Source organism: Glycomyces luteolus (assembly GCF_027622875.1).
Taxonomy (GTDB): domain Bacteria; phylum Actinomycetota; class Actinomycetes; order Mycobacteriales; family Micromonosporaceae; genus Glycomyces; species Glycomyces luteolus.
In genome coordinates, this window is the sequence record NZ_JAPZVP010000004.1 from 270,711 (window position 1) to 297,209 (window position 26,499).

The following is a 26,499-nucleotide window of genomic DNA, read 5'->3' on the forward strand; positions in this document are numbered from 1 at the left end:
ATGCGATCCGGGCCCGATCTCGTTCGTCTACGCGGCCTTGACGGGCTGCGGGTTGCGGAGGGGTTCGCCGTGGGCGTGGAGTTCGGTGAGGGCCTCGCGCCAGGACTGGATCAGGCCGGTCGCGTGGTAGGGGATGTTCTTCTCCATGCAGAACTCCTCGACGATCGGCTGGGCCTTGGCGAGGTTCACCGAGGGCATGGCCGGGAAGAGGTGGTGCTCGATCTGGTAGTTCAGGCCGCCGAGGGCGAAGTTGGTGAACCAGCCGCCCTTGACGTTGCGGGAGGTGAGCACCTGCTTGCGGAGGAAGTCCAGCTCGGTCTCGCCGACGAAGGTCGGCATGCCCTTGTGGTTCGGCGCGAAGACCGAGCCCATGTACAGGCCCCACACGGCCTTGTGCACGAGGATGAAGACGATGGCCTTGCCGGGGGAGAGCACGATGAACAGCGCGCTGAGGTAGGCGGCCCAGTGGATCGCGAGGAACAGGGCTTCCCAGCCGCGGTTCTTCAGGCCCGGCTTGAGGACCGACTTGACGCCCGACCAGTTCAGGTTGAGGCCTTCGAGGGTGAGGATGGGGAAGAACAGCTCCGCCTGGTACTTGCCGAACCAGGTGGTGATGCCCTGCGCGAAGCCGGCCTGGCGCTTCGACCAGACGAACAGGCCCGGCGAGACGTCGGGGTCGAGTTCCTCGTGGTTGGGGTTGGCGTGGTGGCGGTTGTGCTTGTCGTTCCACCAGCCGTAGCCCATGCCGTTGGCGAGGTTGCCGGTGAACCAGCCCAGACGCTCGGAGGTGGCGCGGCTGCGGATGACCTGGCGGTGCGCGAGGTCGTGGCCGAGGAACGCCACCTGGGTGCTCACGAGGGCCATGAACACAGCCGTGAACATCTGGAGCCACGAGTCGCCGATCAGGGCGAACGCCGTCCAACCGCCGACGAAGACCGCCGCCATGAGCGCGAAGCGGATCACGTAGTACGCGGGGCGGCGGGCCATCAGCCCGGCCTCGTTGATCCGTCGGCCGAGTTCGGCGAAGTCGCTGCCGGTCCTCGGCCGCACAGCGGCGGGCGGTGCCTGGTCGGCGATGAGCGTCATGGAAAGGTCCGTTCTGTCGGGAAACGTCGACTCCTCAATAATTCCCGTTCCGGCGCGCGTTGTAACTACCGCTTACCCGTCAATGGGGGTAGGGCAAGCACTACCACTACTGGCCGGTATTTATGAAAGAATCGCTTCAAAATGCGTTGCGATCTGTCGGACCCCGGGCTTAGGGTTGCCCCATGCCAAATGACAACGAGATCCTGGTGCGCGCCGGGGACCTGCGGAAAAGCTACGGCGAGCACGAGGCGGTGCGCGGCGTGGACTTCGAGATCCGGCGCGGCGAGGCCTTCGGCTTCCTCGGCGCGAACGGAGCGGGAAAGTCCACCACGATGCGGATGATCGGCTGCGTCTCCCAGCCCACCGGCGGCGAGCTGGAGGTCTTCGGCCGCGACCCCCACACCCAGGGCGCCGAGATCCGCGCCCGCCTCGGCGTCGTACCCCAGGACAACACCCTCGACGGGATGCTCACCGTCTTCGAGAACCTCGTCGTCTACGCCGGCTACTTCGGCATCAAGAAGAAGGTCGCCAAGGCCAAGGCCGCCGAACTGCTCGAGTTCGTGCAGCTCTCCTCCCGCGCCAAAGACCAGGTGAACGAGCTCTCCGGCGGCATGCAGCGGCGACTCGCCATCGCCCGCTCGCTCATCAACGAACCCGAACTCGTGATCCTCGACGAGCCCACCACCGGCCTCGACCCGCAGGCCCGCCACCTGGTGTGGGAGCGGCTGTTCCAGCTCAAGCAGCGCGGCGTCTCGATCCTCCTCACCACCCACTACATGGACGAGGCCGAGCAGCTCTGCGACCGCCTCGTGGTGATGGACGAGGGCCGCATCATCGCCTCCGGCTCCCCCCGCGAGCTCATCGACACCCACGTCACCAAGGAGGTCGTCGAGCTGCGCTTCGGCCCCGCCCATACCACCGAGCTGGCCGAACTCGCCTTGACCCTCAACGGGATCGGCGCCCAGATCGAGGCCCTGCCCGACAAGATCCTGGTCTACACCAACGACGCCGACGACACGAACGCCGCGCTCGAGGCCCGCGACATCCGCCCCACCTCGACCCTCGCCCGCCGCGCCACCCTCGAAGACGTCTTCCTGCGCCTCACCGGCCGCGCCCTCGTGGAGGACGAAGCGTGACCGCCCTCGACAGCGCCTCCCTGGACAGCGCCCCCCAGATCGACCGAACCGCCCCCACCACCGCGCAGGCCGCCTGGCGCGCCTTCAACCTCCAACTGGCCCTGTACAAGCACGTCTGGCACGGCACGGTCTTCACCTCCGTGCTCCTGCCGATCCTCTACATGGTCTCGATCGGCATCGGCGTCGGCGCGTACATCGACTCGTCCTCGGTAGGCGGCCTGACCTACGCCGAGTTCATCGCCCCCGGCCTGATCTGCTCCGTCGCCGTCATGATGCTCGGCAACGACATGGTCTTCCCCGTCTTCGGCGGCTACGCCGACTGGGGCGGCCACTACCTGGCCCAGCGCGCCACCCCGCTGCGCCCCGTCGACATGCTCAACGGGCACCTCGCCTACGCGGCCGTGTTCCGGCCCTTCACGAACTGCACGATCGTGGCCGTCGTCCTGGCGTTCTTCGGGGTCTACACCACCTCCTGGTGGGCCGCGTTCGCGGTCATCGCCGCCGCGCTCGTCTCGGCCTCGCTCGCGCCCTGGCTCCACTTCTGGGCCTCGAGCCTGAAGAACGACGCGAACCTCAACATGATCTTCAGGTTCGCCATCATGCCCATCTCGCTGTTCTCCGGAGTGTTCTTCCCTGCCAGCGAGATGCCCGGCTTCCTCCAGCCGCTCGTGTGGGCCTCGCCCCTCTGGCACGGAACGGAACTCGCCCGCGCCGCCACCGCGGACGTCGCGCCCGCGCTGCCCCCGCTCGTCCACATCGCCTACCTGGCCGCACTGGCCGTCGCCGGGTGGTTCGCCGCCCGGTGGCGGATCCAGAAGCACCTGAACTTCTAGGAGCCCAACGCATGTCGGTCATCGCCTACGGCGCCGCCCGCGCCTCCCTGAAGTCCTCGGGGGCCCTGCTCAACCGCAACTGGGTGGCCATGCGCCGCGCCTGGATCCTGGTGATCTCGGGCGCGGTCGAATCGCTGCTCTTCCTGTTCGCCTTCGGATTCGGCGTCGGCGCCCTCGTCGGGGACATCACGCTCCCCGACGGCACCACCGTCTCCTACACCGCCTACGTCGCGCCCGCGATCCTCGCGAACGCCGCCATGATGGGCGTGCTCGCCGAGACCTCCATCAACGTGTTCGCGAAGTTCAAGTGGATGAAGGTCTACGACGGCATCCTCGCGACCCCCTTGCGGCCCTGGGACGTGGCCCTCGGCGAGGTCTGGTGGGCGCTCATCCGCGGCGGCACCTACATCGGCGCGTTCGTGGTCGTCATGGGGCTCTTCGGGCTCCTCGACTCCTGGTGGTCGCTGCTCGCGGTGCCCGCGTGCGTGTTCATCGCGCTGGCCTTCGCCGGGATCGGCCTGACCCTCGCCACGGTCTTCCGCGACTGGCCCGACTTCGACTGGATGAACGCGGTCGTGTTCGCCATGTTCCTGTTCGGCGGCACCTTCACCCCGGTGGAGGCCTACCCGGCGTTCGCGCAGCCGATCGTCTACATCATGCCGCTCTACCACGGCATCGAGCTGGTGCGCGGCCTCAGCCTCGGGCAGCTCGGCCCGATGATGCTGGTGCACGTCGCCTACCTGATGGCGCTGTGCGTGACGGGCATGTGGATCGCGCAGAAGCGGTTGGCGAAAGCCTTGTACAAATAGAACCAAGGTCAAGCAGCAGGCCGCGTTTCCTGGGAAGGAGACGCGGCCGTCTCCGTCCCTTAAGAAGAAATTCTTCAGAAGTGACCTTCACAAGAATTTCTTCGATACCGTCCTGTTATGAGACAGCGCCTCCACCTCCGACCGCGCCAACGGCGCGTCGCGCTCCTCGTCACCGCGCTCTTCGCCGCAGTCGCCGCAGCATTCGCTCCGGCCCTCGCGTCGAACGCCGACGAGATCACCATCCAAGCGGTGAGCCACAAGAGCCCCTTCGACTGCAACAAGACCTTCTGGGCCAACAACTGGATCGACTCCCCGGCTCACAGCCCGCAGAACACCATCGACTGGCAGACCTACGGCTCGGACGCCATCAACGGCGAGAACGTGCGCGCCACCGCCGGCGGCACCGCCTACTTCTACAACGAGGGCAGCACGAGCTACGGCAAGTGGGTCCAGATCATCCACTCCGACGGCACCCGCACCCGCTACGCGCACCTGGACACCATGGTCGGCTCCGTCGGCACCTCCAGGTCCGTATCCCAGGGCACGATCATCGGCACCGTCGGCTCCACCGGCGGCTCCACCGCCCCGCACCTGCACTACGAGCAGCGCAACGCCTCCGGCACCGTCGTCACCCCGGTCGTCGAGGGCGTCCAGGTGCCCTACGGCAGCAAGAAGGCCATCACCTCGACCAACGCCTGCGGCAGCACCAACCCCTATACGCCCCAAGAGGTCTGCGGCTCGGGCTACACCGTGATCGACTCCCAGGCCGTCACCGGCGGCCGCGTCTACCTGCTCTACAACAGCGGCAACGGCTACAACTGCGTCACCACGATCAAGAGCACGAGCATCGGGACCGCCTCCGCCGTCTCGGCCAGCCTCCAGGTCGAGGGCGGCACCATGACCACCGACTCCGGGAGCTACGCCTACTACGCGGGCCCGATCCGCAAGTCGGCGGCCAATTCCTGCGTCAAATGGGGAGGATCGGTCGGTTCCAGTACCTACCTGAGCGGCTTCGAGCACTGCGGCTAAAGGCCGATAGGCTGGGCGCGTGAGAACCCTGCTGCGACTCCTCATGATCGCCGCGCTGGCTTGCGCGCCCGGCTTCGTCCTCCCTTCGGCGGCCTCCGCCGCCGGAGGGCCGCAAGTCCTGGTCGTCACGACCGGGAACGAAGCGCAGGACGTGGCCGACTACGCGCTGGAGCGACTCCAGATGGAGGCGCGGCGCTGGAACTTCACGCTCATCGAGGGCACCGCCGACGACGTGCGGCGCCTCGGCTCGTACGACGTGATCATGTTCCTCAACACCAGCGGCGACTTCCTCGAGGAAGAGCAGCAGGAGGCAGTCGAGACGTTCGTCGAGCAGGGCGGCGGCCTGGTCACCACCAACACCGCGATCGAGAGCGAACCCGACTGGGCCTGGTACCACGAGACGCTCGGCGCGACCGCGCTGCCGCGTCTGGAAGCGACGACTGAAGAGGCCGTCACCTTCAACTCCGGTTCCCAGGTCACCGAGGGCCTCGACGAGGAGCTGAAGCTCACCGAGCGCTGGTACTCCTTCGATCCCGCACCGGCGCAACCGGGCTCGACCGTGCTGGCGCAGCTCGGCTCGGGCCAGGCGGTGTCCTGGGTGAACGAGGAGCTGCCGGTCTTCTACGCCTCGCCCGGCGGCGAGGGGAAGACCTGGGGCGACCGGGACTTCCTGCAGCTGATCCGCCAGGCGATCTGGTGGGGCGCGGGGGAAGAGGGCGCCCTGGTGCAGAACTCGGACGATGCCGCACCGGCCTGGCCGTACACGCTGACCTTCGTCCTCTTCGTGGTCGCGGTCGCCGGCGGCGGCTCGATCGCCGTGTGGCGCTTGGACAAGGCCGAGTCCGAGAAGGAAGCCGCGCTCCAGGCCTAGGGCCAGTCCTCAGAGTCAGCTTCAGCGGCCGCACTGCAGGCAGCGATCGGGCGGGCCGTCTCGAACCTCGGCCCGCCCGATCCTTTCAGCGACGCGCGCGGTGCACCTCCTGCGCCAGACGGCGCCGGATCGGTCTCGAAAGGAAGTTCCCACGACCCACGCTCCGGACGGTCATGTCGTCTGGAGGCCGAGGCCGATCCGGCACCGCGCGGATCGCAGTTTAGGGGGTGCCTGCGCACCCGTCAAAGCCGCCCCGCCACGGTCGTGGTCACGGTGGCGACGCCGTTCTCGAACGGCAGGTCCTCGTCCTCGGGCTCCTCGATCGGCGGACCCGAGCGCTGCTTGATGGAGACCTCCTCGAGCGGGATGGCCAGGAGCGCGGACATCGCGTTCTCCTTGTCGCTGGCCTCCCGCGAGCGCTCCGAGCGCCCTTCGCCCATCCGGTCGATGAGGGCTTTGAACACGTTCCAGCGCTCGTCCGCGTCGGTGACGAGCCGCGCGTTCGCGTGCACGACCACCGACCGGTAGTTCATGGAGTGGTGGAACCAGCTCTTGGAGTAGACGAGCCCGTCGACGACGGTCGCGGTGGCGCTCACCGCGAACTCCTCGCGCCCGCCCAGGCCCATGCTCGATCCCGTGGAGCCGTGCACGAAGAGCGTGTCCCCAACGCGCACATGGAACGTCGGTAGCACGCGGGGCGCGCCGTCGGGTCCGACGAAGGCGAGGTCGACGAACAGCGCCTCGTCCAGCACCTGGTAGGCCGCCTCGCGCTCGTAGGTGACCCGCTCGCGGGAGCGCTTGGGGGTGGTGCGCTCGGTCTGGGTGAACTGGCCGCTGTGGGGGCATTCAAGGGCGGACATCGGGGGTGGCTCCTATCGCCGATTTTTGTACTGATACAATACTTGAGTTATGTCGGTACAGTATCAGATCACCGGATCGGCGGCAACCGAGATCGCCGCCAGCATCGAGTCCGGCGTGCGCTCCGGACAGCTCGCGCCCGGCCGCACCCTGCCCCCCGTCCGCAAACTCGCCGCCGACCTCGGCGTCGCCCCCGGCACCGTCGCCTCCGCCTACCGGCGCCTGCGCGAACGCGGCGTCGTGGAGACCGGCGGCCGCGCGGGCACCCTCGTGCGCCAGCGCTCCGCCTTCACCCCCACCGGAACCCTCACGGTCCCTTCGGGAGTGCTCGACCTCATCTCCGGCGAACCCGACCCGGGCCTGCTGCCCGACCTCGCGTCCCTCAAACCGCGCGTCGAGGTCACGCCCGGCAACTACCGCGACGGCGGGCCGTGCCCCGACCTGCTCGACCTCGCCCGCGACCGCTTCGCCGCGGACGGCGTCCACGGCGACCTCACCGTCACCTCCGGCGCACTCGACGCCTTCGAGCGCGGCCTCGCGGCCCGGCTCGAACCCGGCGACACCGTCGCCGTCGAAGAGCCGACCTGGTCGAACGGCCGCGACCTGCTGCTCTCGGCCGGATACCAGGTCACCCCGGTCGCGATCGACGGCGAAGGCCCCCTGCCCGACGAGCTCGAGGCCGCCCTCGCCGCGGGCGCGAAGGCCTTCGTCCTCACCTCGAGGGGCCAGAACCCCACGGGCGCGGCGGTGTCCGCCGAACGCGCCGCGGCGCTCCGCGAGGTCATCGCCCGCCACTCGCACGTGTTCGTCATCGAGGACGACCACTGGGCCGAGCTCTCGCAGGTCCCGCTCCACCTCGTCGCCGACGCCGCCGACCGGTGGCTCTTCGTGCGCTCGACCTCCAAGCCCTACGGCCCGAACCTGCGCTGCGCGCTCGTCGCGGCCGACCCGGACACGAAGGCCCGCATCCAGGGGCGCATGGCCATGGGGCACGGCTGGGTCTCGTGCATCCTGCAGCACTTCGTGATCGCGGCCTGGACCGACGAGGCCGTGGAGGAGCAGGTGGCCCGCGCGGGCCGCGTCTACGCCGAACGGCAAGGGGCGCTTCGCGAAGCGCTCGCCGCACGCGGCATCCGCGCATGGGGCCGCTCCGGGCTGAACCTGTGGGTCCCCGTGGCCGACGAGACCGCCGCGGTCGTGTCCCTGCGCGACGCGGGGTTCGCCGTCGCGCCCGGCCGCGCGTACTCCTTCCACGGACACCAGGGCATCCGCGTGAGCACGTCCCGGCTCGACCCCGAACTCGCCGACGCGGTGGCCGAGGCCGTCGCCCAGGCGTCCGGACCGGCGGCGCCGCCGATCTGACCGACGGACCGCGCTCGGCGCCCGCCGGCGCCGGGCAGGGCCGGTCCGCCCCGCACCCCCCCGGGGCCGGACGCCGGCCGGATCCACCGATCCGGCCGACAACTCCAGAAAGGAACCCTCGTGACCGCACACCAACCGCCCCTCGCCCCGACCGAAGCCGCCGACCCGCTCGACGGCACCGCGCCGCTCCAGAAGCGGGTCCTGCGCACGCTCTTCCTCACCCAGATCCTCGGCGGCCTCGCCGTGGGCATCGGCATCGCCGTGGGCGCCCTGCTCGTCGAGGAGATGACCGGCTCCGCGACCTTCACCGGACTCGCGCAGAGCCTCTTCGTGGGCGGCTCCGCGCTCGTCGTCGTGCCCGCCGTGCGCATCACCGAGCGCTTCGGCCGCCGCGGCGGCCTGGCCTTCGGATACGGGTGCGCGGTCGTCGGCACGGTCGTCGTCGCCACCGCCATCCACCTCGGCAGCGCGGTGCTCGCGGTCATCGGCTACTTCCTGCTCGGCGCGGCCTCGTTCGCCGGGCTCCAGTCCCGTTACGCCGCAGCGGACCTCGCCCCGGCCGCCCGCCGCGGCTCACACCTCGCGCTCATCGTGTGGGCCACCACGATCGGCTCGGTCGCCGGGCCCTCGCTCGCCGGCATCGCCGAGCGTGTCTGGACCGGCTGGTTCGGCGGGCCCGACTACGTCGGCTCGATGGTCGCCATCGGGGTCCTCTGCCTCCTCACGGCCGCCGTCATCCTGGTGTTCCTGCGGCCCGACCCGCTGCTCACCGCCCGCGAACTCAGCGGCGAGACCGACGCGCCGAAGCGCTCCATCGCGGACGGCTACCGCACCGCGAAGTCCAACCCGGCCGTGCGCACGGGCGTCGTCGCGGCCGCCTTGGGCCACTTCGTGATGGTCGGCGTCATGGCCATGACCGCCGTGCACATCAAGCACGGCATGGCCGACCCCAAGGAGGCGCTCAGCGTCGTCGGCGTCATCCTCGGCCTGCACATCGGCGGCATGTACGCGTTCGCGCCGATCATCGGCCGCCTCGTCGACAAGTTCGGCGCGCGCCCGATCCTGATGGCGGGCACCGCGATCCTCGTCGCCGCGTGCACCGTCTCGGGCTCCTCGCCCGCCGACGACCACGTGCGGCTCTCCATCGGCCTGGTCCTGCTCGGCATCGGCTGGTCGGCCATGACCGTCGGCTCGGCCGCGCTCGTCACCGGCGCGATCACCCCGGCCGAACGCCCGTCCACGCAGGGCTTCTCCGACCTCGTGATGGGTTTGGCCGCCATGGCCGCGGGCCTCGCCTCGGGCCCGATCGTCGAGTACGCCAGCTACGGCATCCTGTGCGTGAGCTGCGCCGTGGTCGCGCTGCTGGTCTTCCCGTTCCTGATGGGCAAGCTCACCGGCCCGGCCCCTGCCGAGGAGACGGTCCCCTCGGCGTGACCGTGAGTCGGCTCAGTAGCCGTACGCGCTGGGGGCGTTCTGACCGCCGTCGACCGGGACCACCGCGCCGTTGATCGCCTTCGCCTTGTCCGAGAGGAGGAAGGCGATCACCTCGGCCACGTCGCGCGGGTCGAGCAGCTCGCGGTTCGGGAACTCCTCCAGGAACGCCTCGTAGCGCCCCGGGTCGGCCAGGCGCAGTCGGTCCCAGTTGCGGTCGGGGATGAGCATCGAGCCGGGCGCGACGGCGTTGACGCGCACGCCCTTCGGCCCCAGTTCGCGGCCGAGCACCGTGGCGGCGTGGTTGAGCGCGGCCTTGGTCGAGCCGTACGCGAGGCCGGGGGAGGGCTTGGTCCCGGAGATCGAGGAGACCAGTACCGCTGAGCCGCGGGTGCGCCGCAGCTGCGGCAGGGCGGCCTTCAAGGCGGTCATCGCGCTGGTCACGTTGACGCTCAGGGAATACGCCCAGTCGTCGGGCTCGGTGTCGAGGATGCTGCGGCCGCGCGAGCCGCCGACGTTGGCGACCAGGCCCTTGAGGTCGCCGAGCCGCCGCTGGGCCTCGTACACGAACTCGACCATCAGCTCGGTGTCGTTGACGTCGAGCGCCCTGGTGGCGACGGGGACGTCGTAGTCGGCGCGCAGCTTCTCGGCGAACTCGTTCAGCGGGGCGGCGTTCCGCGCGCAGAGTGCCAGCGGCACGCCGTCGGCGGCGAGCACCGAGGCCGTGGCCATACCCAGACCGTGGCTGGCACCGGTGATGAGGACAGGGCTGTTCAGTTGCATAACGTTCATAATGACCTGCCCCGGCAAGCCTCCGCACCCGCCGGGTGGCGGGAATCCCCCACGACCCCAGCGAAGGGCACCGATCGCAGCGGCGGACGAACGTTCGGCGCGTCTCATCGAGGATGGCGGCCTGAAGGCCGGTCTCGAGCGGCGCGGCCGCGCCATCGGACTCGCCGACGTGGAGATCGCCGCAGTTTGCTCGGCTGCGGAGCGGCACTCGCGACGCGCGACACGAAGCACTTCGAAGGGCTCGGCCTGGAGCTGATCGACCCCTGGAACGGATGATCGTCGCCTGACCGGATCGGGGACGGGCCGACTCCAAGGAGTCAGCCCATCCGCGTCGCGTCGCCGTTCGCGCGTCTCAGCGCCATGCTGCCAGGGGGTTGTCGAGCCTGCCGACGTAGATCAGGCTCTCCTCCTGGTTCTCGAGGTCGACCATCTGCTGGTTGTTCTTGAGCTGCAAGCGGTTCAGGCAGGAGAGGGTGAAGCCGTCCTCGAACAGCGGGAAGCGCGCGAACGCCTCGGCCAGCTCCGGGTGCGCGGCCTGGTAGTCCCGCAGTGCTTCGGCGGCCACCCGCCAGAACTCGTCCTCGCTGAGCACGCCGTCCAGATGCAGGTGCCCGGCCAGGAACCGCAGGAAGCAGTCGAGGACGTCGGTCAGGATCGACAAGGCCCGCACGTTGTCGGGAACCTCGGCCCGGATGCGCGCGATGGCCTCGGGCACCGGCGTGGCGGCCTCGAGGACCGCGCACTCCTCGCCGATGTCCTTGAAGAACGCGCGCTCCACGGCGCCGTCCTTGAGCACGAGGATCACGTTCTCGCCGTGGGGCATGAAGACCAGCCCGTACCGGTACAGGCAGTGCGCCACGGGCACCAGGTAGGCGTCGAGGTAGCCGCGCAGCCAGTCCACCGGGCGCAGCCCGGAGCGGCGGATGAGGGCCGACGCGAGCGGCTTGCCGTCGGCGTCGACGTGCAGCAGTGAGGCCATGGTGGCGACCTGCTCTCCCTTGGCGAGCTTCGGCACCGGGCTCTCACGCCACAGCGCCGCGAGCATCTTCCGGTACGGCGAGCCCTTCGGCGCGCCCGCGGTGTAGGCCGGGTGGCGGTAGCCGACGGCCGCGCGCTCGCGCAGGATCGTCACGCCGTGCCGCTTCAGGGTCGGGTCGCCGTGCACCAGATCGGCCACGTAGTCGCTGATCGCGGGCGTGACCTCCATGTACTCGGTCGAGAGTCCGCGCATGAAGCCCATGTTGAGCACCGAGAGCGCGGTCTTCACGTAGTCGGCCTCGGGCCTGCTGCGGTTGAAGAAGGTGCGGATCGACTGCTGCGCCTGGAACTCGTCGTGGCCCTCGCCCAGGGGGATGAGCCGCCCGGCGGCGATCTCGGGCGCGAAGGTCACCGAGATCTTGTTGCGCCACTGCCACGGGTGCACCGGGATCAGGTAGACGTCCTCATAGGAGAGTCCACGGTCGGTGAGCATCGACGCGAAGTACTCTCGCGAGTCCGCGTCGAGCTGCGTGTCCAGCAGCCATCCGAAGTCGAGTTCCGGCGAGGCCGCGAACATCGCGTGCTCGCGCCGCGCCGCCAGCCACATGAGCCGCACGCCCGCGCCGGCCTCGGGCGCGTAAGCCTGGTAGTCCTCCGAGGTGAACCCGAGCCGCCCCGACCCGGCCACGAAGCAGGGGTGCCCGCCGGTCATGCCCGCCTCGATCGCCTGGAAGCCCGCGTTCGCGAGGGCCGACGCACTGGGCTGGCCCTCGCCGAGCTGGTACGCCCCGCGGTTGATGGTCGCGGCCACCTCTTCGAGGTACACCGGCAGCACCGTGTCGCTCAGGCCGAGCTCGCCCTTGAACGCCAGGAAGAACGCGGCCGCGTCCAGCTCCAGCTCGTCGCCCGCGGCGTCGGTGCGCTCGATCGAGGCGGGGTCGACCACCCAGTGGTCGAGCTTGAAGCGGTGCGCCGTGAACCGGTACCGCTCGTCCCCCGCCGCGAGGGTGTACTCCGCGCCGTCCTTCACCGGAACGAGCAGCCGCTCGTGGGCGAACTCGCCGATGGCCTTGGCCAGGAGGTTCCTCGTGGCACGCTGCCACAGTTCCGGGATGAGGTGGTCGATCGCGCTCACGCGTGCACTCCTCTCGCGGCGGACCGCTCGAAATCGATTCGGGTGCAGAAGCTCAGCAGCGCCTGCTTGTCCTTGAGCTCCACGCTTCGCTCGGGCTTGAAGCCGACGAACTCGTTGAGGCGGTGGATGGCCTCGTTGCCCGCGTCGGGCTCGACCACGACCCGCTGCGCGCCGAACCCGTCGAACAGCAAGTGCATCACGGTCGACATGACGCCCTTGGTGAAACCGGGGATCGGCTTCTCGGTCGGCGCGGTGAGCACGTGCATCCCGATGTCGCCCGCGGCCGGGTCGTAGACCTTGGCGAGCTCGGACCGCGCGGGGTCGTAGACCTCGACGAGGAACCGGGCCCGGTAGTGGTAGAGCCCCATGTACGCGAAGTGCCCGGGGTCGACCTCGATGGCCTCGTGCTCGGCGAGCACGTCGGCCACGGAGGCGTCCTGCATCATCCAGTACTTCGCCTTCGGGTGCGTCACCCACTCGTGCAGCAGCGGCGAGTCGGTGGGCGGGTCGACCGGGCGCAGGCCGAAGTCGCCCAGCTGCGGGTGCAGGTGGTAGTACGTGCTCGGGGCCTTCAAGGTCATCACTGCGGTGCTCCGAATTCCTGGAAGCCGATGCGGCGCTCGATGGGATAGACCTCCCGGCCGGTCAGGGACCGGATGATCCAGGAGTTGCGGTAGGCCGCCATGCCGAGGTCGGGCGAGACGAAGCCGTGGGTGGCGAGTTCGGCGTTCTGGACGAAGATCTCCTGGTTGGCGGCGGCGTCGACGCTGTAGTCGCGGCGGGCCTCCAGGCGCCCGGTCGCGTCGTAGCGGAGCCGGTCGCGTACCTCGTTCATGAAATCGGGGACGCGGTAACTGTAGCCGGTCGCCAGGACGAGCCCCTCGGTCTGGAGCTCGAAGGACCGGTCCTGCTCGTGCTGCCGCACGCTCAGCCTGACGCTCCCGCAACCCGCCGCCTTCTCCACCGTGCAGTTGGTGAGCAGCCTGGTCGGCACGGACCCGCGCTCGAAGCGCTTCTGATAGAGCAGGTCGAAGATCTCGTTGATGAGCTCGGCGTTGATGCCCTTGTACAGGTTCTTGTGAGCGGCGTTGAGTTCGTCGCGCTTGGCCGAGGGCAGACCGTGGAAGTAGTCCACGTACTCCGGGCTGGTCATCTCCAGCGTGAGCTTGGTGTACTCGAGCGGGAAGAAGCGCGGCGAACGGGTCACCCAGTTCAGCTCGTATCCGCCCTCCTCGATGTCGCCCAGGAGGTCCCGGTAGATCTCGGCGGCGCTCTGGCCGCTGCCGACCACGGTGATCGAACCGCACTCGCGCAACCGCTCCCGGTGTTCCATATAGGACGAGGCATGGCACACGGTCGGGCTCTCGAGCTCCCGGCACGAGGGAGGGATCCAAGGGGGCGTGCCGGTCCCGAGCACGAGCCGCCGGGCGTAGTCGGTGGCCGCCCCGCCGGGTCCCTCCGAGTGGACCGCGTAGACGCCGTCCTCCCAGGTCACGGACGTGACGTTCCGTTCGAACCGCAGATTGTCGAGCTTCTCGGCCGCCCACCGAAGGTAGTCCTGGAATTCCGTGCGCAGCTGGAAGAACGACTCGCGGATGTAGAACGGGTAGATCCGTCCGCTCTCCTTGAGGTAGTTGAGGAACGAGTACGGCGAGGTCGGGTCCGCGAGGGTCACGAGGTCGGCCATGAACGGCACCTGCATGGTGGTGCCGTCGATGAGCATCCCCGGGTGCCAGTCCACGTTCGGCTTGCGCTCCAGGAAGATCCCGTCGAGGTCCTCGATCGGGGCCGCCAGTGCCGCGAGCCCGAGGTTGAACGGCCCGAGGCCGATGCCGATGAAGTCGCGGACGTTCACGTGGTCTCCTGCGCCTTCTTGCCGTGGCGCGCCAGCGCCTCGAGGACCGGGACGATGTCGGCGAGACCGGTCTCCGGGTTCAGCAGCGTCAGCTTGAGGGCGGTGCGCCCCTCCACCTTGGTGGCCGCGACCATGCCCTCGCCGGAGGCCGCGAGCGCTTCGCGGGCGATCCGGTGCGTGTCGTCGTCCGCTCCGGCGAGCCGGAACAGCACGGTGGAGAGCTGCGAGGGCGGTGCCGCGACCTCGAAGCGCGGGTCGGAGGCGATCCAGTCCCAGGTCTGGTCGGCGAGCGCGCAGACGCGGTCGAACATGTCGCCCAGCGCGTCGGGTCCCAAGGTGCGCAGGGTCATCCACAGCTTCAGCGCATCGAAGCGGCGGGTCGTCTGGAGGCTTTTGTCGACCTGGTTGGGGAAGACGGCCTCGGCCGGGTTGAGGTAGTCGGCGTGGTGGGTGACGTGCCGCAGCGAGGCCCGGTCGCGGACGATGAGCGCGGAGGAGCTCACGGGCTGGAAGAACGACTTGTGGTAGTCCACAGTGACCGAATCGGCGTGCTCGATGCCGCCGAGGAGCGCCCGGTGCTTCCGCGAGACGAGGATGCCGCAGCCGTAGGCGGCGTCCACGTGGAACCAGACCCGGTGCGCCGCAGTGATCTCGGCGATGGGGCCGAGCGGGTCGACGGACCCGAAGTCGGTGGTCCCGGCGGTGGCGACGACCGCGGCGGGGATGAGGCCCTGCTCGCGGCAGGCCTCGATGGCCGCGTCGAGGGCGGCGGGGTTCATGCGGAACCAGTCGTCGGCGGGCACGGTGATCACGGCGTCCTCGCCCAGGCCCAGGAGCCTGGCGGCCTTGACGACGGAGAAGTGCGAGTGCGGGGAGGCGAAGAGCCGCAGGCGGGGGAGTACCTCGACCCCGCGCATGGGCGTCCCGACCTCGAGCTTGTGCTTGAGGAGCGCGTGTTCGACGGCCTCGTCGCGGGCGAGCAGGAGCGCCTGCAGGTTCGACTGCGTCCCACCGGAGGTGAACACGCCGTCGGCGTCCGGGCCGAGGCCGATGCGCCGGGCGGTCCAGTCGATGAGGCGCTGCTCGATGAAGGTGCCGCCGGCGCTCTGGTCCCAGGTGTCGACCGAGGTGTTGACGGCGGCGAGCACGGTCTCGGCTGCTACGGCCGGGAGGGCGACCGGGCAGTTCAGGTGGGCGAGGTAGCGCGGGTGGTGGAACCAGACCGCGTCCTTGAGGTAGAGCTCGCCGATCTCGTCGAACGCGTCCTCAAAGGACTCCAGGGGCCGGTCGAGGTCGACCGCCGCGATCGCCGGGCCGAGGTCGGCGGGGGCGGCGCCGGTCCACGGCCGGTCGACGGACGCGAACCGATCGGCAAGGCGGCCGGCGACATCGGCGATCATGCCGCGGTAGGCTGCGGCCGACTCGCGGCCCAGGAGGGCCGGCGGGTCGGAACTGGCGAGCGGCGCGGGAGCCGGACGGAGGTCGGCGCTTGTCAGCACGGAGGGTCACCTTTCGAAGCGGTACAGCGCTGAGAGACGGTCTCTCGGAATGCCGGGGAACGTGTAGGTTAGGCTAACCTAAATGGCGGCCGCGCAGAAGGGCCGATCCCGAATGGTGACGCTCTCCACGAATTCCTGCGAGAACAACCTGCGTAAGGCATTTGCGAGAGGCGCGGCAACGCCCAGAAGTCCCTTGTGGACTGTAAGAATCCACTGCGCCGCAATCAGAAGCAGCAAGTCCAGCGAATGAAGCATGAGTCGCGGCGGCGCCCGGGGGAGCCACCGCCGCAACTCATATCGTGCATTACGAGGACAGAACTGTCTGTCACCGATCCGACAACAGCCCGTCAGGCCCCGAACTCCTAGGCCGCCTCGGCGATCCAGTCCTCCACGACACCGGTCATGGTCGCCAGCGGGATCGACCCGTTGGCGAGGATCCGGTCGTGGAAGTGCCGCAGGTCGAACGCGTCCCCGAGCGCCTCCCGGGCCCGGTCCCGCAGCGCGCCGATGTGCCTACGCCCGATCATGTACGCCAGCGCCTGGCCCGGCCAGGCGATGTAGCGGTCGATCTCGTTGTCGATGTTCACCTCTGACAGCGCCGTGTTGTCCCGCATGAACGCGACCGCGCGCTCGCGAGACCACCCGAACACGTGCATCCCGGTGTCCACCACCAGCCGGCACGCCCGCCAGGCGTCGAACGAGACCATCCCGAGCCGCTGCAGGTCCCCGCTGTAGAGCCCGATCTCGTCGCAGAGCCGCTCGGTGTACAGGCCCCAGCCCTCGCCGAACGCGGTGACGTAGGCGAACCGCCGGAACTGCGGCAGCCCCTCCAAGGTCTGCCCGAGCGCGAACTGGAGGTGGTGCCCGGGAACGGACTCGTGGAAGGCGAGCGCCTCGTACTCGAACCGGGCCCGACTCGAGGGCTCGTACGTGTTCACCCAGTGCGTGCCCGGCCGGGACCCGTCGGCGGCGGGCACCGTGTAGTAGGCGAGGGTCGCGCCCTTCGCGGCCGCTTCCGGGATCACCTCCACTGAGCACGGGGCGATGTCGTAGTCGAGGAACGCCTTCGGGAGCGCCTCCTCGGCCCGCCGCAGCGCGAGCGTGACATCGGCGAGGATCTGGTCCGGGGTCTCGTACCGCAGCGTCAGGTCGCTCCGGAGCCTGTGGATGAGCTCGGCGGCATCGGACGTGCCGAGCGCCCGGGCCCCGATCTCCGCGAACTCCTCCCGCAGTCGGGCGACCTCCTCGAGCCCGATCCGGTGCACCGCTTCGGGACTCAGGTCGGTGGTGGTGAACTGCCGCGATGCTGCCGCGTACCCGTCCGACCCGCCGGGGACGAAGCAGACCCCGACGTAATCGTCGAGACGCGAGTTCGGCAGGAACTCCTCCTGGAGCGCCTCCCGCCACCGCAGCAGCGACGGCCGCACCCGCTCGGCCACAAGCGCGGCGGCCTCGTCCTTCCATCCTTCGACCCCTGTGGGGGTCGGCGAGACGAGCGGATCGTCCGCCACCGCCGTCCCGAGGTAGTCGTCGATCTGCTCGATGACCCCCAGCACGCCGCGCCGGGTCTGGTACCGCCCTTCGGAAGCGGCGAGCCGGTACCGCTCCAGGACCGCGTCGAAGTAGTCCCCGAGCGAGCCGAGCCGGACCAGGTAGTCCCGGCTCCGCTGCTCGGAGTTCAGGCTCAGGCGCGGCAGCGAGGACAGCATCGTGGACACGGGTCCGGTGATGGTGTTCGAGAGCCCGACCTCCCCGAGGGCCGCTTCGATGCTCGCCGTCTGGTCGGCGATGAGCCGCGCGAGCATCGAGCGCGTGATCCGGTCCTGCCCCTCGAGCGCACCCGCGTCGATCGCGGCGAGGCCCTCGCCGATCTCGGCATGGTGCGCGAGCCGGACGCGGTCCCCCTCCCGGCTCGGATCCGGCAGCTTGTCGTCGTATCCCGGAATCCCGTAGACGCTGGCCGATGTGGGGTTGTCGGCCAGATGAAAGTCGAAGTACCGCTGCGCCAGCGCAGCGAGCTGAGGATCGCCCATGAACACGACCCTACTTCGACCGAGTGGGCTATAGATGGGAGCCGTAGCCGACACGAGGAGCACGCCGATGGGCGCCAAGGCCGCCATTGTCTATATAGGAGAAGGACTGCCGCGGGACGCGCTGCGGAACGCGCCGCCGTTCGACCCGGTCGCCTCCGCCGAACTCGCCGAAGCCGTGCTCGGCGCGCCCGTGAGCGAGGTCGGCCGGGCTCCCCTCGCCGCATCGACCTGGCCGGAGGCGCCGGAGATCAGCGCCGTGAGCTTCCCGGATTTCGACCTGGTCTGCTTCAAACCGCTCGCGCAGGACCGCCCGAGCGACCTGACCGAGTGGATCCGCGCCATGTCCCCGGCGGGGAACGCCTGCGGCGTCTTCATGTACAGCGTCTACGACTACCTCTCGATGGCGGTGTGGGAGCACGGGGACGTCCGCCGCTCGCTCAGCCTCACGCCCGACGAGGGCATCTTGGAGGACCTGGGCGAGCGCTACCCGTTCGAGACCGCGTTCTGGAACGGCGACCATTCGATCCACGACTTCGCCCCCGACTACCCGTTCCCGTTCCACCCGCTCGAACTCGGAGAAGCGACCCTGGGCGGATGGTTCGGCTTCCACCTCGAAGGCGTGCCGAATGCGGGAGTGGACGCCTGGTCGATCGAGATGCCGTGTTACCGCCGGACGGAGTGAGCATGGGTGTGGCATGGTGAGCGGCATGTCTGCAGCTCTCGTTCTGCCGAGCAGCGTCGACGAGGCGGTATCGCTGACGTCGGCCGGCCACTCGTTCAAGTACGTGCACTTCTGGGGCCACTCGCCCGAGGCGGACGGCAGCGCCGGGCGCGGCTGCCTCAGCCAGTGGTGGCCTGCGGCTTTCACCGAGGACGGGCACCGCTTCGCCTCCGCCGAGCACTACATGATGGCGCACAAGGCCTGGCTCTTCGGCGACGACGCCTCCGCCAGGAAGATCCTCGCCGCGGGCCACCCGGGCGAGGCCCAGGCGCTCGGCCGAAAGGTCCGCGGCTTCGACCAGAAGGTCTGGGAGGCAGAGCGTTTCGGCATCGTCGTGCGCGGCAGCCTCGCCAAGTTCGGCCGCCACGGCGACCTCCTCGCCTACCTCCTCGGCACGAAGCACCGCGTCCTCGTCGAGGCCAGCCCCCGCGACCGCATCTGGGGCATCGGCCTCGGCGAGACCGACCCCCTCGCGGCCTCCCCGGAGACCTGGAAGGGCCTCAACCTCCTCGGCTTCGCCCTCATGGAAGCCCGCACCCGACTCGCCGCCTCCTGAAGGACCGACAATGAACGATCTCTCCGGCGCCGCCGGATACCTCCTCGAAGCCGGCATGCTCAAGCGCGCCCGCCGCTCCGGCTGGTGGATCGCCGGGGTCCGCGACCCCGAGAGCATCGCCGAGCACAGCTGGCGGGCGGCGATGACCGGCATGGTCATCGCCAGCCTCGAAGGCGCCGACCCCTCCCGTACCGCGATGCTGCTCGTCCTCCACGACACGCCCGAGACCCGCATCGGCGACATCCCGAAGATCGGCCGCGACTACCTCACCGCCACCGACGCCGCCTCGGTCGTCGCCGACCAGACCGCCGCATGCCCCGACCGGGTCAAGGCCACAGTCCATGACGCCATCGCCGAATTCGAAGCGGGCGAGACCCCCGAAGCGATCTGCGCCAAGGACGCCGACAAGCTCGAATGCCTGATCCAAGCCGTCGAATACCGCCACCAAGGCGTCACGACCGTGCAGCCCTGGATCGACAGCAGCCTAGCCGCCCTCCAAACCGAAACCGCCCGCTCCCTCGCCCGAGAACTCCTGGAAGCCGAACCCCTGGCCTGGGAGCAGACCCGCGAAGCGAAGTGAAAACGAAAGAGCCCGGACCGGCTTGCGCCGTCCGGGCTCGATCCACTGTCGAGGTCCGCTTCTCAGAAGGGCCAGTCCGCGTTTCGGCCGGACTCCAGGAGTCCGATCATCGCGAACGCGGCGTCGGTCAGCCCGCCAAAGGTATGGCGGGTGCCCGCCCCCGACGGGGCGTGTCCGTGCCGGTATCCGGCCAGATTCCAGGTGTAGACCATCCGGTCCCCGGGCACCGCTGCGGTCACGTCGCGGCCGCCGCCGAAATGAGCCTGCTCGTCGGTCAGGATCACCACCCGGTCGTGGTCCTGATAGTGCTTGCGGACTGCGCTCTCGGTACTGGTGCCCGACCCGATGAAGTATCCGTCGGACTTCCACCGCTCGACGGCCCGCAGGAGCGACTCGCCGGGCCGCTGCCGGAAGGTCTTGGTGCGGTCGGAGAACGAGACCACATCCGCGGCGGCGCACCGGCGTGCGAGGGCGAGACCGAACACGGTGGCCGCGTCCCATCGCATCAGCGAGCCGTCGCGGGAGAAACCGGAACGCATCGAGCCCGAGGTGTCCACCAGGATCAGCGTCCGGCCGGGCAGCCCGGGCACGTTCGCCAGTGAAGCGTCCAAGGCCTGTTCCAGGGCGTAGCTCCACCGCAGCGAGGGCGCGGCCCGGTAGGCCGAGAGGAACCGCATCGGGAGCTGCCGGGACTTCGCGACCTCGCCGGGGTCGGCGAGTCGCGCGGCCACGAGTTCGGCGGCCCAGTCCGCGACCTCGGCCTCGTCGAAATTGCGCAGGTTCCGCAGCTGCGCCATGTATCCCATGGACGGAATGAGCGCTTCCCACAGCCGGGCCTTGGGCACCTTCGACCCGACCAGCGACAGCGCGTCCTCCCAGCTCATGCCCGCTTCGCGGAGTCGATCGGGATCGAGCACCACCCTCGGGTCCTCGGTCGCACGGGCCCGGAGCGCCTGGTTCGCGCGGATCGTCGTCAGGCGCTCGGGCACGGTCTCGACCCGTCCGTAGCGGCGGTCGAGGAGGTGCCCGAACAGGTCGCCCTGGCGCTCGTCGCGGGGTGCGGCATGCACGAGGTTGAGCACGTCGCCGAAACGGTAGCCCTTCGCGGCGGTGTCGTATTTGAGCGCCGCCCGCTCGGTGTACAGCCGCGCAGCGGCGTCGGCGATGCCCCGCTTGACCGGTTTCGGGACGGCCCGGCCGTACGCGGAGGCCCAGTAGGCAAGGGCTTCCCCCGGCTCGTCGGGGCGCTGCAGCACCGAGTCCACGATCTGACGGCCGCCGGGGATGCCCTTCTCCGCCAAGGCCTTCGCGGCCTCGAGCGCGCCGACCAGCGCTGCGGAGCGCAGGTTCGCGCCGTTGCGGAGCCAGGCCAGGAACCGCGCGGTCCAGGCCGGGTCGTCGACCGCCGCGGTCCGGACGAGGGCGCGGTATCGGTCGTCGCGGGCGTCCGCGGCCTCATAGAAGGTCTGCTCGCCGACCATGTTGGTGACCGCGAGCAGGAAGAGCTCCGAGCGGGTGTCGCGGGAGTATCCGGGAGCGCCTTCATAGGTGCGCCCTTTGGCGTCGGCGCCGGAACGAACGGGTGATTCGAGCGCGGGTCGCGCGGTGGCCTTGTTGAACTTCGCCATAAGGGGTTCCTTCCGAACCGGAAGGCCGGACGGTCCGCGGATGCCCGAGTTCAGGCCGGCGCGGGACCGAGCCGGCAGTCCGAAGACCGCTTGGGATTCGAACCCTGCTCGCACACCAGAAGTAGCCCGCGCCATCGCACCGGGCACCCGCTTTGCACGTCCGGCCTCCCGACGATCGGGCGGGACCTGTGAGCGGAGGGCGGCGCAGCCGAGGAATGAGTCGACGGCAGGACACTGCCAGTGCTCTATCCGACTGAGCCACACCGCGGCAACCGCGATGACGGGATTCGAACCCGCGACCTCTGGATCCGAAGGAACCCGCCGTCTGCGCACCGGCAGCGCCGCTTTCCGATTACAAGCCCTCCCGAGATCAAGGCGTCAGCGGGGTTTCGTTGGAATGAAGTATCCGCGGACTGCGCACCGGGAGGTGCGGCACTCAACATACAAGGTGCTGTCTCCCTGAGCCACAGCATTTCCGGAGGAAAAGCGAAAGAGCCCGGACCGGCTTGCGCCGTCCGGGCTGTTCCCACTGTCTCAAGGCGGCTCCCCTCCTCAAGGCCTATGCGCATCTATCCCCGCAGGTAGCAACCCTGAGAACCCGCCTAGAGGCCCTGACAACCCTAATCTGCTGACTTAGAGGTGTGCTAACTTAGAAGGAATCTAAGTTAGCGGAACTGGTCGGGGGTGGCATGCGCAAGGCTCCGTTCGTAGGGCGCAAACGGGAGATGGCAGATCTGCGGTGGCGACAGGAACTGGTCGAGCGTGATGGCGAGGGTGTCGCCGTCGCCATCCGGGGCCGTCGGCAGGCGGGCAAGTCGAGGCTGGTCGAGCAGTATTGCGTCGAGGCGGCGCTGCCGAGGCTGTACTTCCAAGCAAGCAGGGGGGTCGGAACCGCCGAATCGCTCGAGCTGTTCATGGCCGCGCTTCGGACCTCGGACCTCCCGGGGGCCTCTGCTCTGCCGAGTGCGGCGCCTCGAACATGGCTGGAGGCGTTCGAACTGCTCGCGCTCGCTCTGCCCGAGGACCGCGTTTCGGTCGTGGTCATAGACGAGATCCCATGGTTGTTCCAGCAGGATTCGCGCCTTGAAGGCTATCTGCAGACGGCATGGGACCGGCTGCTCAAGAGGAAGCCAGTGCTACTGCTGTTGGTGGGCAGCGATATCCACATGATGGAGGCGTTCATCGGCTATGACCGTCCGTTCTACGGGCGAGCGGATCCGATGGTGGTCAAGCCGTTGAACCCCGCGGATACTGCGGAGCTCACCGGCCTGAACGGAGTCGACGCGCTCGACGCCTACCTGATCACCGGCGGATTCCCTGCGCTCTGCAGAACGTGGGGCGACGGTTCGAATGCCCTGGACTTCTTCGCCGAGCAGTGCCGCAGAGCGACGAGTCCCCTGTTCACCATCGGTGAGCAGATGTTGGACTCGGAGTTCCCGCAACCGGATCAGACCCGCAAGGTGTTCTCGGCGATCGGGAGCGGTGAGCGGACCTTCGGCAATATCGCAGCCCATGCGGGGCGGGGCCCGGACGAACCGATCAAGTCAGGCTCGCTCGGCCCTATCCTCAACCGGCTCCACGACAAGTACGCGATCGCCTTCGATCAGCCTCTCGCCACCCGACCCGGCAATGGCGGCAAGCTGTACCGCGTCGCCGATTCGTATCTGCGGTTGTACTTGGCGATGCTCGCCGGCGCCTATGAGGAAGTGAAGCGCGATCGTCATGAGCAGGCGCTGCGGATGATCAAGCGGCGATGGGAAAGCTGGCGCGGCCGGGCGATCGAGCCGGTGGTTCGCGAAGCGCTCGCTCGCGCGTCCGCCTCGGACGAGTTTCCGTGGCCGGAGGCGGTCGAGGTCGGTGGCTGGTGGCCGCGAAGCTTCGACCCAGAGGTGGACCTCGTCGGGGCAGACCGCGGACCCGTGGCGAGGACGGTCTTCTATACGGGCTCGATCAAATGGCTCGGCACGCCCTTCGACCGCCATGATCTGAACAGCCTCAGGAAATCCGCGGGGGCGGTTCCCGGGGCTTCGGATGATGAGAGCGGCATGGTGGTGGTCAGTCGATCCGGTGTAGCAGACGGCGTGGTCGCCGACCTCGTGTGGGGGCCGGAAGACGTCTTGGCCGCATGGGGCTGACTTCAGCGGGGAATGAGGTCTCCGATCATCCGCCAAATGCAAGTTGAGCAGGCTTACATTTCGGGGATCTTCGCTTGCATTTGGTTCGTGCCGCGCCAAGCCGCCGAGCTTCGACCTGGCTCGCGATGACAAAGCAAGAAGGCCGGTCTCTCGACCGGCCTTCTTGTACCGCTCCCCTCCTCAAGGCGAATGTGCACCTATCCCCGCAGGTAGCAACCCTGAGAACCCGCCTAGCGGCCTGTCTATCCGGCCAACCCGACTCCGCGATAGCCGAAGCTTGAGGCTTGAATCAGGTCAGACCATCTCCATGACCGGTGGGTGCTCTGGGTCGAGGCCGCAATGGAAGATCTGGAGGTCGTAGCCGCGACCGAGGTAGACGTCGACGGAGCCGTATCTTTTCGGTGCCTCTGCCGCGCCGTCGCGTTCCTCCAAGGGCCGCCAGTGCGATGTCGGAGAGTCCAGTCCTCCGGTGGCGGCGGTCAGCAGCGGCTTCGCCTCTGCTCCGCATTCGCAGCGGACATCGAAGGCATCGATAATCCACCATCTGGCTCCGTGGCCGTTCACTTTCCATCCTGGTGCCAGTGCGTTGTCGTGGTAATCGAAGGCTTCCGGCCGTTCAGTGGTCGCCTTGATTTCCTCCCTAAGCTCCGGGGAGAGCAGATCAGTATGGGGAAACTCAGTGACCTCTTCGGGGGCGAGCACGCATGGACTCGGCACGTAGTCCTTGAAGCCGACCAGCGTGTTCCGCGCCGGGTACACGGGCCTCAGCACGGATCGGGAGGTGTCTCGCAACCGCAGATGTACTGCGGGCTCGTAAGCCCCATAGGGCCCAGTCTCGGGATGGTCATACGGGCACCACAGGACCTGAAGAAGGTCGAAGCGTTCGCGGAACGGCAAGCCTGGTACATCGCGTGTGAATAGCTGGGCCACAGGGAGGAGCGGCGCCTCTGCAGTTTGGAACTCGTCTCCCCGGGAATCACCGCGCCCGGGTTCGCCAAGGCTGTCCAGGAAAGCTTGTTCCTCTGTCGTGAACGAGTCCGGTGTTCCTCCGCCAGGTGTGCTCCATGCCAGGTCCTTGATTCGCCGATCTTCGAAGACTTCGTCCAACGTCTCCAGCGAGTCCCACTCGTGAGGGCCTGAACATGTCGGCCAGGGCTCGTCGTCGGGCCACAGCAAGGGCCCACCGATCGAGGAGTGCTCTGCGGTCGGATTGCCATGCCGAGGATGCAGCCGCACAGCAGTGCGGGCCAGCGTGGTGAGCTCGGGGAACATGGCGACGAGATCGAACGGGCGGTCAGGCGTGGTGAAGGGCATCGGGAATCCAACGGTCGGAGGGCATGAACCGCTCGGAAACTAGCACTGCCACACGACAAGAAGACGAAAGGCCGATCAGGAGCGTCGCAGCCAGCCAGCAGCCCAGCGAACACGAGAACCTGACTCCATCGCGCGCACACCTTGAGACTTGGTTCAGTCGGTGTTCTCGAGGATGAGGATCCCGACCTCGGGGTCGCAGTCCTCGACGATGGGCCGGTACTGGTCCGTTCTGAGCCAGTAGAGGATGTAGTAGTCGAAGAGGTCGGTGACGTAGTCCGCACTATCGGGGCCGCGGTAGGGAGCGACGTACCGGATGATCTGCAGTTCTTGCCGCAGTGCTTCAGCTGATTCCGGGTAGTTGTCGAGCAGCGGTCGGAGTACGGAGCCGCAGTATTCAAGGAGCAGAACCCCGTCGCTCAGGGGGAGCGGCATGCTTGCTCGCTCCATGGCGTCATCGAGTTCGACGATCAGCGCTTTGCGGATGAGCGGCCGTGCGGCATCGGAGTGGCGCCACAGAAGGTCGGCCACCCTGCCCATCGACCACACTCGGTCGCTGTAGCCCTGGTACGCCTCGAGCTGCGAGCTCAGCTCCGCCTCGGCGATCAGCTCTGCGGCGGGATTGCGCGGTCGTTTCGGAGTGTCTGGGGGCATGGCAGATCCGTCCAGGGAGCGGGGACACGAAAGGGCGCAAACGAGTCTATCCCCGCAGGCAGTCGCCCTGCCCGATGGCGGTGTTGGCAGTTCGGCCGATTCCTCGAGCGATAGGCGGCACCTACCGTCGGAGGATGGACAAGAAACGACCCCTCGACAACGGCCCGCTCACCGCCATGATCGTCTGCGGGACGGCCGCGTTCGTCTTGGGCGCGGTCATCTGGCTCGCCAATACCGACTTCGACTATGAACCCAACTCCTACGGCGGCGGCTTCGACGGCTCCAGCCCTGCCGGCCAGTTCCTCGGCACCTCGATCGGCCTGGCCGGTCTGCTACTGCTGGCCCTCGGCTGGGCGGCCGCCGCAATCTGCCGACAGATCGCCGACGCCGCTCAACGCCCGGAAGTCTGAAGCAAGAGGAAAGGCCGGTCGGAAACGACCGGCCTTTCTGTGTGTCTGCTCCCCAACTTGGACTCGAACCAAGAACCTGCCGATTAACAGTCGGCTGCTCTGCCAATTGAGCTATTGGGGAAGGGGTTCAAGCTCGGCTTTCGCCGTGCGAACCGGATATGACAGTACAGGATCGACGCGAGCGGATGCCAGCGGGGTCGGTGTGGTGTGGGTCCAATCGGGGCTCGACGCGCGCGGCGCGTTTCCGTCATGGGCCGCCTGGGCACCCCAACATGGGGCAGAATGGCCGCTATATGCGGCAACGCACAGTGAACTCCAGAACACAGTGAAACCGGAACGGCGTTCGGCCCGCGGGCCGGGGAGGCAAATATGCGGAAGTGGTATTTCGTGGCAGGGTTCGCGGTCGGCTACATCCTGGGGGCGAAGGCCGGGCGGGAACGCTACGACCAGATCGTCGACTACACCAGGCAAGTGACCGGGAACGACAGGGTCCAGCAGGTCGCCTCGACGGTGCGCACGCAGGCGAACAAGGCCGCGAACGCGGCGCAGGACAAGATCAAGGGCACCAAGTTCGGCGACATCGTCGAGAACTTCACCACGAGTGCGGACGAGCCCCCGAAAGCCGAGCCCTGGGACTCCGCCGGGGTGACCACGCCGGTCCGCAGCGACCGGGCCCTCCGTGGGGACGCTCCCGGGTTCTGAATCCATTAGGAACAGCGCGGCGGGGGGGGGGGGGGGGGCCCCCCCCCCCCGGGGGGCCGGCCGGGGGGGGCCGGCCGCCCCCCCCCGGCGCGGGG

The 26,499-nt window shown here is 68.7% G+C and carries 24 protein-coding genes and 1 tRNA gene; 13 read left to right on the forward strand and 12 right to left on the reverse strand.

The features are described from left to right. Positions 1-27: 27 nt before the first annotated feature. Positions 28-1,086 carry a fatty acid desaturase family protein gene (locus O1R50_RS06885; RefSeq protein WP_270109172.1) on the reverse strand — a complete coding sequence of 353 codons (1,059 nt, stop codon included), beginning with the start codon at positions 1,084-1,086 and terminating at the stop codon, positions 28-30. A 182-nt stretch (positions 1,087-1,268) separates the two neighbouring features. Here O1R50_RS06885 and O1R50_RS06890 point away from each other — a divergent pair, with 182 nt between their 5' ends. The 5 genes from O1R50_RS06890 (at position 1,269) to O1R50_RS06910 (ending at position 5,764) form a co-directional block, all read left to right on the forward strand. Then, a complete protein-coding gene (locus O1R50_RS06890; RefSeq protein WP_270109173.1) occupies positions 1,269-2,222 on the forward strand; it encodes an ABC transporter ATP-binding protein in 954 nt (317 codons plus the stop codon). Then, positions 2,219-3,055, forward strand: a complete 837-nt coding sequence (locus tag O1R50_RS06895) for an ABC transporter permease (RefSeq protein WP_270109174.1) — start codon at positions 2,219-2,221, stop codon at positions 3,053-3,055. The genes O1R50_RS06890 and O1R50_RS06895 overlap by 4 nt, the downstream gene beginning before the upstream one ends. An 11-nt stretch (positions 3,056-3,066) precedes the next feature. Then, positions 3,067-3,864 carry an ABC transporter permease gene (locus tag O1R50_RS06900; RefSeq protein ID WP_270109175.1) on the forward strand — a complete coding sequence of 266 codons (798 nt, stop codon included), beginning with the start codon at positions 3,067-3,069 and terminating at the stop codon, positions 3,862-3,864. A 117-nt stretch (positions 3,865-3,981) separates the two neighbouring features. Beyond that, positions 3,982-4,893: a M23 family metallopeptidase gene (locus tag O1R50_RS06905; protein WP_270109176.1), complete on the forward strand. Its 912-nt coding sequence runs from the start codon at positions 3,982-3,984 to the stop codon at positions 4,891-4,893. A gap of 19 nt (positions 4,894-4,912) precedes the next feature. After that, positions 4,913-5,764, forward strand: a complete 852-nt coding sequence (locus O1R50_RS06910) for a ThuA domain-containing protein (protein ID WP_270109177.1) — start codon at positions 4,913-4,915, stop codon at positions 5,762-5,764. 242 nt (positions 5,765-6,006) lie between these two features. Here O1R50_RS06910 and O1R50_RS06915 read toward each other — a convergent pair whose 3' ends face one another. After that, positions 6,007-6,624 (reverse strand): pyridoxamine 5'-phosphate oxidase family protein, encoded by a 618-nt coding sequence (locus tag O1R50_RS06915; RefSeq protein WP_270109178.1) that lies wholly within the window; start codon positions 6,622-6,624, stop codon positions 6,007-6,009. Positions 6,625-6,673: 49 nt separating this feature from the next. Here O1R50_RS06915 and O1R50_RS06920 point away from each other — a divergent pair, with 49 nt between their 5' ends. Both O1R50_RS06920 and O1R50_RS06925 read left to right on the forward strand, forming a co-directional pair. Next, positions 6,674-7,984 (forward strand): aminotransferase class I/II-fold pyridoxal phosphate-dependent enzyme, encoded by a 1,311-nt coding sequence (locus tag O1R50_RS06920; protein ID WP_270109179.1) that lies wholly within the window; start codon positions 6,674-6,676, stop codon positions 7,982-7,984. A 120-nt stretch (positions 7,985-8,104) separates the two neighbouring features. Further along, on the forward strand, positions 8,105-9,418 hold the full coding sequence (locus tag O1R50_RS06925; RefSeq protein WP_270109180.1) for an MFS transporter: 1,314 nt from the start codon (positions 8,105-8,107) through the stop codon (positions 9,416-9,418). A 12-nt stretch (positions 9,419-9,430) separates the two neighbouring features. On the opposite strand, the gene O1R50_RS06930 is transcribed toward O1R50_RS06925, so the two are convergent. The 6 genes from O1R50_RS06930 to O1R50_RS06955 all read right to left on the reverse strand — a co-directional run bounded on the left by O1R50_RS06930 (position 9,431) and on the right by O1R50_RS06955 (position 17,707). After that, a complete protein-coding gene (locus O1R50_RS06930) occupies positions 9,431-10,198 on the reverse strand; it encodes an SDR family NAD(P)-dependent oxidoreductase (RefSeq protein ID WP_270109181.1) in 768 nt (255 codons plus the stop codon). 361 nt (positions 10,199-10,559) lie between these two features. Further along, a complete protein-coding gene (locus tag O1R50_RS06935) occupies positions 10,560-12,320 on the reverse strand; it encodes an IucA/IucC family protein (RefSeq protein ID WP_270109182.1) in 1,761 nt (586 codons plus the stop codon). Further along, entirely contained in the window at positions 12,317-12,901 is a 585-nt protein-coding gene (locus O1R50_RS06940; protein WP_270109249.1) for a GNAT family N-acetyltransferase, read from the reverse strand. The genes O1R50_RS06935 and O1R50_RS06940 overlap by 4 nt, the downstream gene beginning before the upstream one ends. Next, complete coding sequence (locus tag O1R50_RS06945; RefSeq protein ID WP_270109183.1) at positions 12,901-14,175, reverse strand: lysine N(6)-hydroxylase/L-ornithine N(5)-oxygenase family protein; 1,275 nt, start codon at positions 14,173-14,175, stop codon at positions 12,901-12,903. Before O1R50_RS06945 ends, O1R50_RS06940 begins: the two co-directional genes overlap by 1 nt. Next, a complete protein-coding gene (locus O1R50_RS06950) occupies positions 14,172-15,674 on the reverse strand; it encodes a pyridoxal phosphate-dependent decarboxylase family protein (RefSeq protein ID WP_270109184.1) in 1,503 nt (500 codons plus the stop codon). Before O1R50_RS06950 ends, O1R50_RS06945 begins: the two co-directional genes overlap by 4 nt. A gap of 362 nt (positions 15,675-16,036) precedes the next feature. Continuing rightward, entirely contained in the window at positions 16,037-17,707 is a 1,671-nt protein-coding gene (locus O1R50_RS06955) for a DUF885 domain-containing protein (RefSeq protein ID WP_270109185.1), read from the reverse strand. A 67-nt stretch (positions 17,708-17,774) separates the two neighbouring features. Here O1R50_RS06955 and O1R50_RS06960 point away from each other — a divergent pair, with 67 nt between their 5' ends. Genes O1R50_RS06960 through O1R50_RS06970 form a run of 3 tightly spaced genes read left to right on the forward strand, consistent with a single transcriptional unit; the run spans position 17,775 to position 19,564 of the window. Continuing rightward, positions 17,775-18,389 carry a DUF6928 family protein gene (locus tag O1R50_RS06960; protein ID WP_270109186.1) on the forward strand — a complete coding sequence of 205 codons (615 nt, stop codon included), beginning with the start codon at positions 17,775-17,777 and terminating at the stop codon, positions 18,387-18,389. A 25-nt stretch (positions 18,390-18,414) separates the two neighbouring features. Further along, entirely contained in the window at positions 18,415-18,984 is a 570-nt protein-coding gene (locus O1R50_RS06965) for an NADAR family protein (protein WP_270109187.1), read from the forward strand. Between the two features lie 10 nt (positions 18,985-18,994). Continuing rightward, on the forward strand, positions 18,995-19,564 hold the full coding sequence (locus O1R50_RS06970; RefSeq protein WP_270109188.1) for an HD domain-containing protein: 570 nt from the start codon (positions 18,995-18,997) through the stop codon (positions 19,562-19,564). Between the two features lie 62 nt (positions 19,565-19,626). Here O1R50_RS06970 and O1R50_RS06975 read toward each other — a convergent pair whose 3' ends face one another. Continuing rightward, positions 19,627-21,192 (reverse strand): TROVE domain-containing protein, encoded by a 1,566-nt coding sequence (locus tag O1R50_RS06975; RefSeq protein ID WP_270109189.1) that lies wholly within the window; start codon positions 21,190-21,192, stop codon positions 19,627-19,629. Between the two features lie 689 nt (positions 21,193-21,881). Between O1R50_RS06975 and O1R50_RS06980 the strand changes: the two genes are divergently transcribed. Beyond that, positions 21,882-23,327, forward strand: coding sequence for an AAA family ATPase (locus O1R50_RS06980; protein ID WP_270109190.1), 1,446 nt, complete (start codon positions 21,882-21,884; stop codon positions 23,325-23,327). A 294-nt stretch (positions 23,328-23,621) separates the two neighbouring features. Here the strand turns inward: O1R50_RS06980 and O1R50_RS06985 are convergent, their stop codons facing one another. Both O1R50_RS06985 and O1R50_RS06990 read right to left on the reverse strand, forming a co-directional pair. Beyond that, positions 23,622-24,641 carry a hypothetical protein gene (locus tag O1R50_RS06985; protein ID WP_270109191.1) on the reverse strand — a complete coding sequence of 340 codons (1,020 nt, stop codon included), beginning with the start codon at positions 24,639-24,641 and terminating at the stop codon, positions 23,622-23,624. 153 nt (positions 24,642-24,794) lie between these two features. After that, positions 24,795-25,292, reverse strand: coding sequence for a hypothetical protein (locus O1R50_RS06990; RefSeq protein ID WP_270109192.1), 498 nt, complete (start codon positions 25,290-25,292; stop codon positions 24,795-24,797). A gap of 134 nt (positions 25,293-25,426) precedes the next feature. Here O1R50_RS06990 and O1R50_RS06995 point away from each other — a divergent pair, with 134 nt between their 5' ends. Beyond that, positions 25,427-25,702: a hypothetical protein gene (locus O1R50_RS06995; RefSeq protein ID WP_270109193.1), complete on the forward strand. Its 276-nt coding sequence runs from the start codon at positions 25,427-25,429 to the stop codon at positions 25,700-25,702. A 48-nt stretch (positions 25,703-25,750) separates the two neighbouring features. Here O1R50_RS06995 and O1R50_RS07000 read toward each other — a convergent pair. Next, positions 25,751-25,823, reverse strand: a tRNA-Asn gene (locus O1R50_RS07000). 248 nt (positions 25,824-26,071) lie between these two features. Between O1R50_RS07000 and O1R50_RS07005 the strand changes: the two genes are divergently transcribed. Then, a complete protein-coding gene (locus tag O1R50_RS07005) occupies positions 26,072-26,404 on the forward strand; it encodes a hypothetical protein (RefSeq protein ID WP_270109194.1) in 333 nt (110 codons plus the stop codon). Positions 26,405-26,499: the final 95 nt, after the last annotated feature.

What these genes read in the sequence shown, in the direction of transcription:
- O1R50_RS06920 (WP_270109179.1), top strand. Translation starts at nt 6,674, where the DNA reads ATGTCGGTACAGTATCAGATCACCGGATCGGCGGCAACCGAGATCGCC.
- O1R50_RS06905 (WP_270109176.1), top strand. Translation starts at nt 3,982, where the DNA reads ATGAGACAGCGCCTCCACCTCCGACCGCGCCAACGGCGCGTCGCGCTC.
- O1R50_RS06990 (WP_270109192.1), bottom strand. Translation starts at nt 25,292, where the DNA reads ATGCCCCCAGACACTCCGAAACGACCGCGCAATCCCGCCGCAGAGCTG.
- O1R50_RS06955 (WP_270109185.1), bottom strand. Translation starts at nt 17,707, where the DNA reads ATGGGCGATCCTCAGCTCGCTGCGCTGGCGCAGCGGTACTTCGACTTT.
- O1R50_RS06960 (WP_270109186.1), top strand. Translation starts at nt 17,775, where the DNA reads ATGGGCGCCAAGGCCGCCATTGTCTATATAGGAGAAGGACTGCCGCGG.
- O1R50_RS06885 (WP_270109172.1), bottom strand. Translation starts at nt 1,086, where the DNA reads ATGACGCTCATCGCCGACCAGGCACCGCCCGCCGCTGTGCGGCCGAGG.
- O1R50_RS07005 (WP_270109194.1), top strand. Translation starts at nt 26,072, where the DNA reads ATGCGGAAGTGGTATTTCGTGGCAGGGTTCGCGGTCGGCTACATCCTG.
- O1R50_RS06985 (WP_270109191.1), bottom strand. Translation starts at nt 24,641, where the DNA reads ATGCCCTTCACCACGCCTGACCGCCCGTTCGATCTCGTCGCCATGTTC.
- O1R50_RS06890 (WP_270109173.1), top strand. Translation starts at nt 1,269, where the DNA reads ATGCCAAATGACAACGAGATCCTGGTGCGCGCCGGGGACCTGCGGAAA.
- O1R50_RS06975 (WP_270109189.1), bottom strand. Translation starts at nt 21,192, where the DNA reads ATGGCGAAGTTCAACAAGGCCACCGCGCGACCCGCGCTCGAATCACCC.
- O1R50_RS06930 (WP_270109181.1), bottom strand. Translation starts at nt 10,198, where the DNA reads ATGCAACTGAACAGCCCTGTCCTCATCACCGGTGCCAGCCACGGTCTG.
- O1R50_RS06970 (WP_270109188.1), top strand. Translation starts at nt 18,995, where the DNA reads ATGAACGATCTCTCCGGCGCCGCCGGATACCTCCTCGAAGCCGGCATG.
- O1R50_RS06980 (WP_270109190.1), top strand. Translation starts at nt 21,882, where the DNA reads ATGCGCAAGGCTCCGTTCGTAGGGCGCAAACGGGAGATGGCAGATCTG.
- O1R50_RS06900 (WP_270109175.1), top strand. Translation starts at nt 3,067, where the DNA reads ATGTCGGTCATCGCCTACGGCGCCGCCCGCGCCTCCCTGAAGTCCTCG.
- O1R50_RS06995 (WP_270109193.1), top strand. Translation starts at nt 25,427, where the DNA reads ATGGACAAGAAACGACCCCTCGACAACGGCCCGCTCACCGCCATGATC.
- O1R50_RS06915 (WP_270109178.1), bottom strand. Translation starts at nt 6,624, where the DNA reads ATGTCCGCCCTTGAATGCCCCCACAGCGGCCAGTTCACCCAGACCGAG.
- O1R50_RS06965 (WP_270109187.1), top strand. Translation starts at nt 18,415, where the DNA reads ATGTCTGCAGCTCTCGTTCTGCCGAGCAGCGTCGACGAGGCGGTATCG.
- O1R50_RS06940 (WP_270109249.1), bottom strand. Translation starts at nt 12,901, where the DNA reads ATGACCTTGAAGGCCCCGAGCACGTACTACCACCTGCACCCGCAGCTG.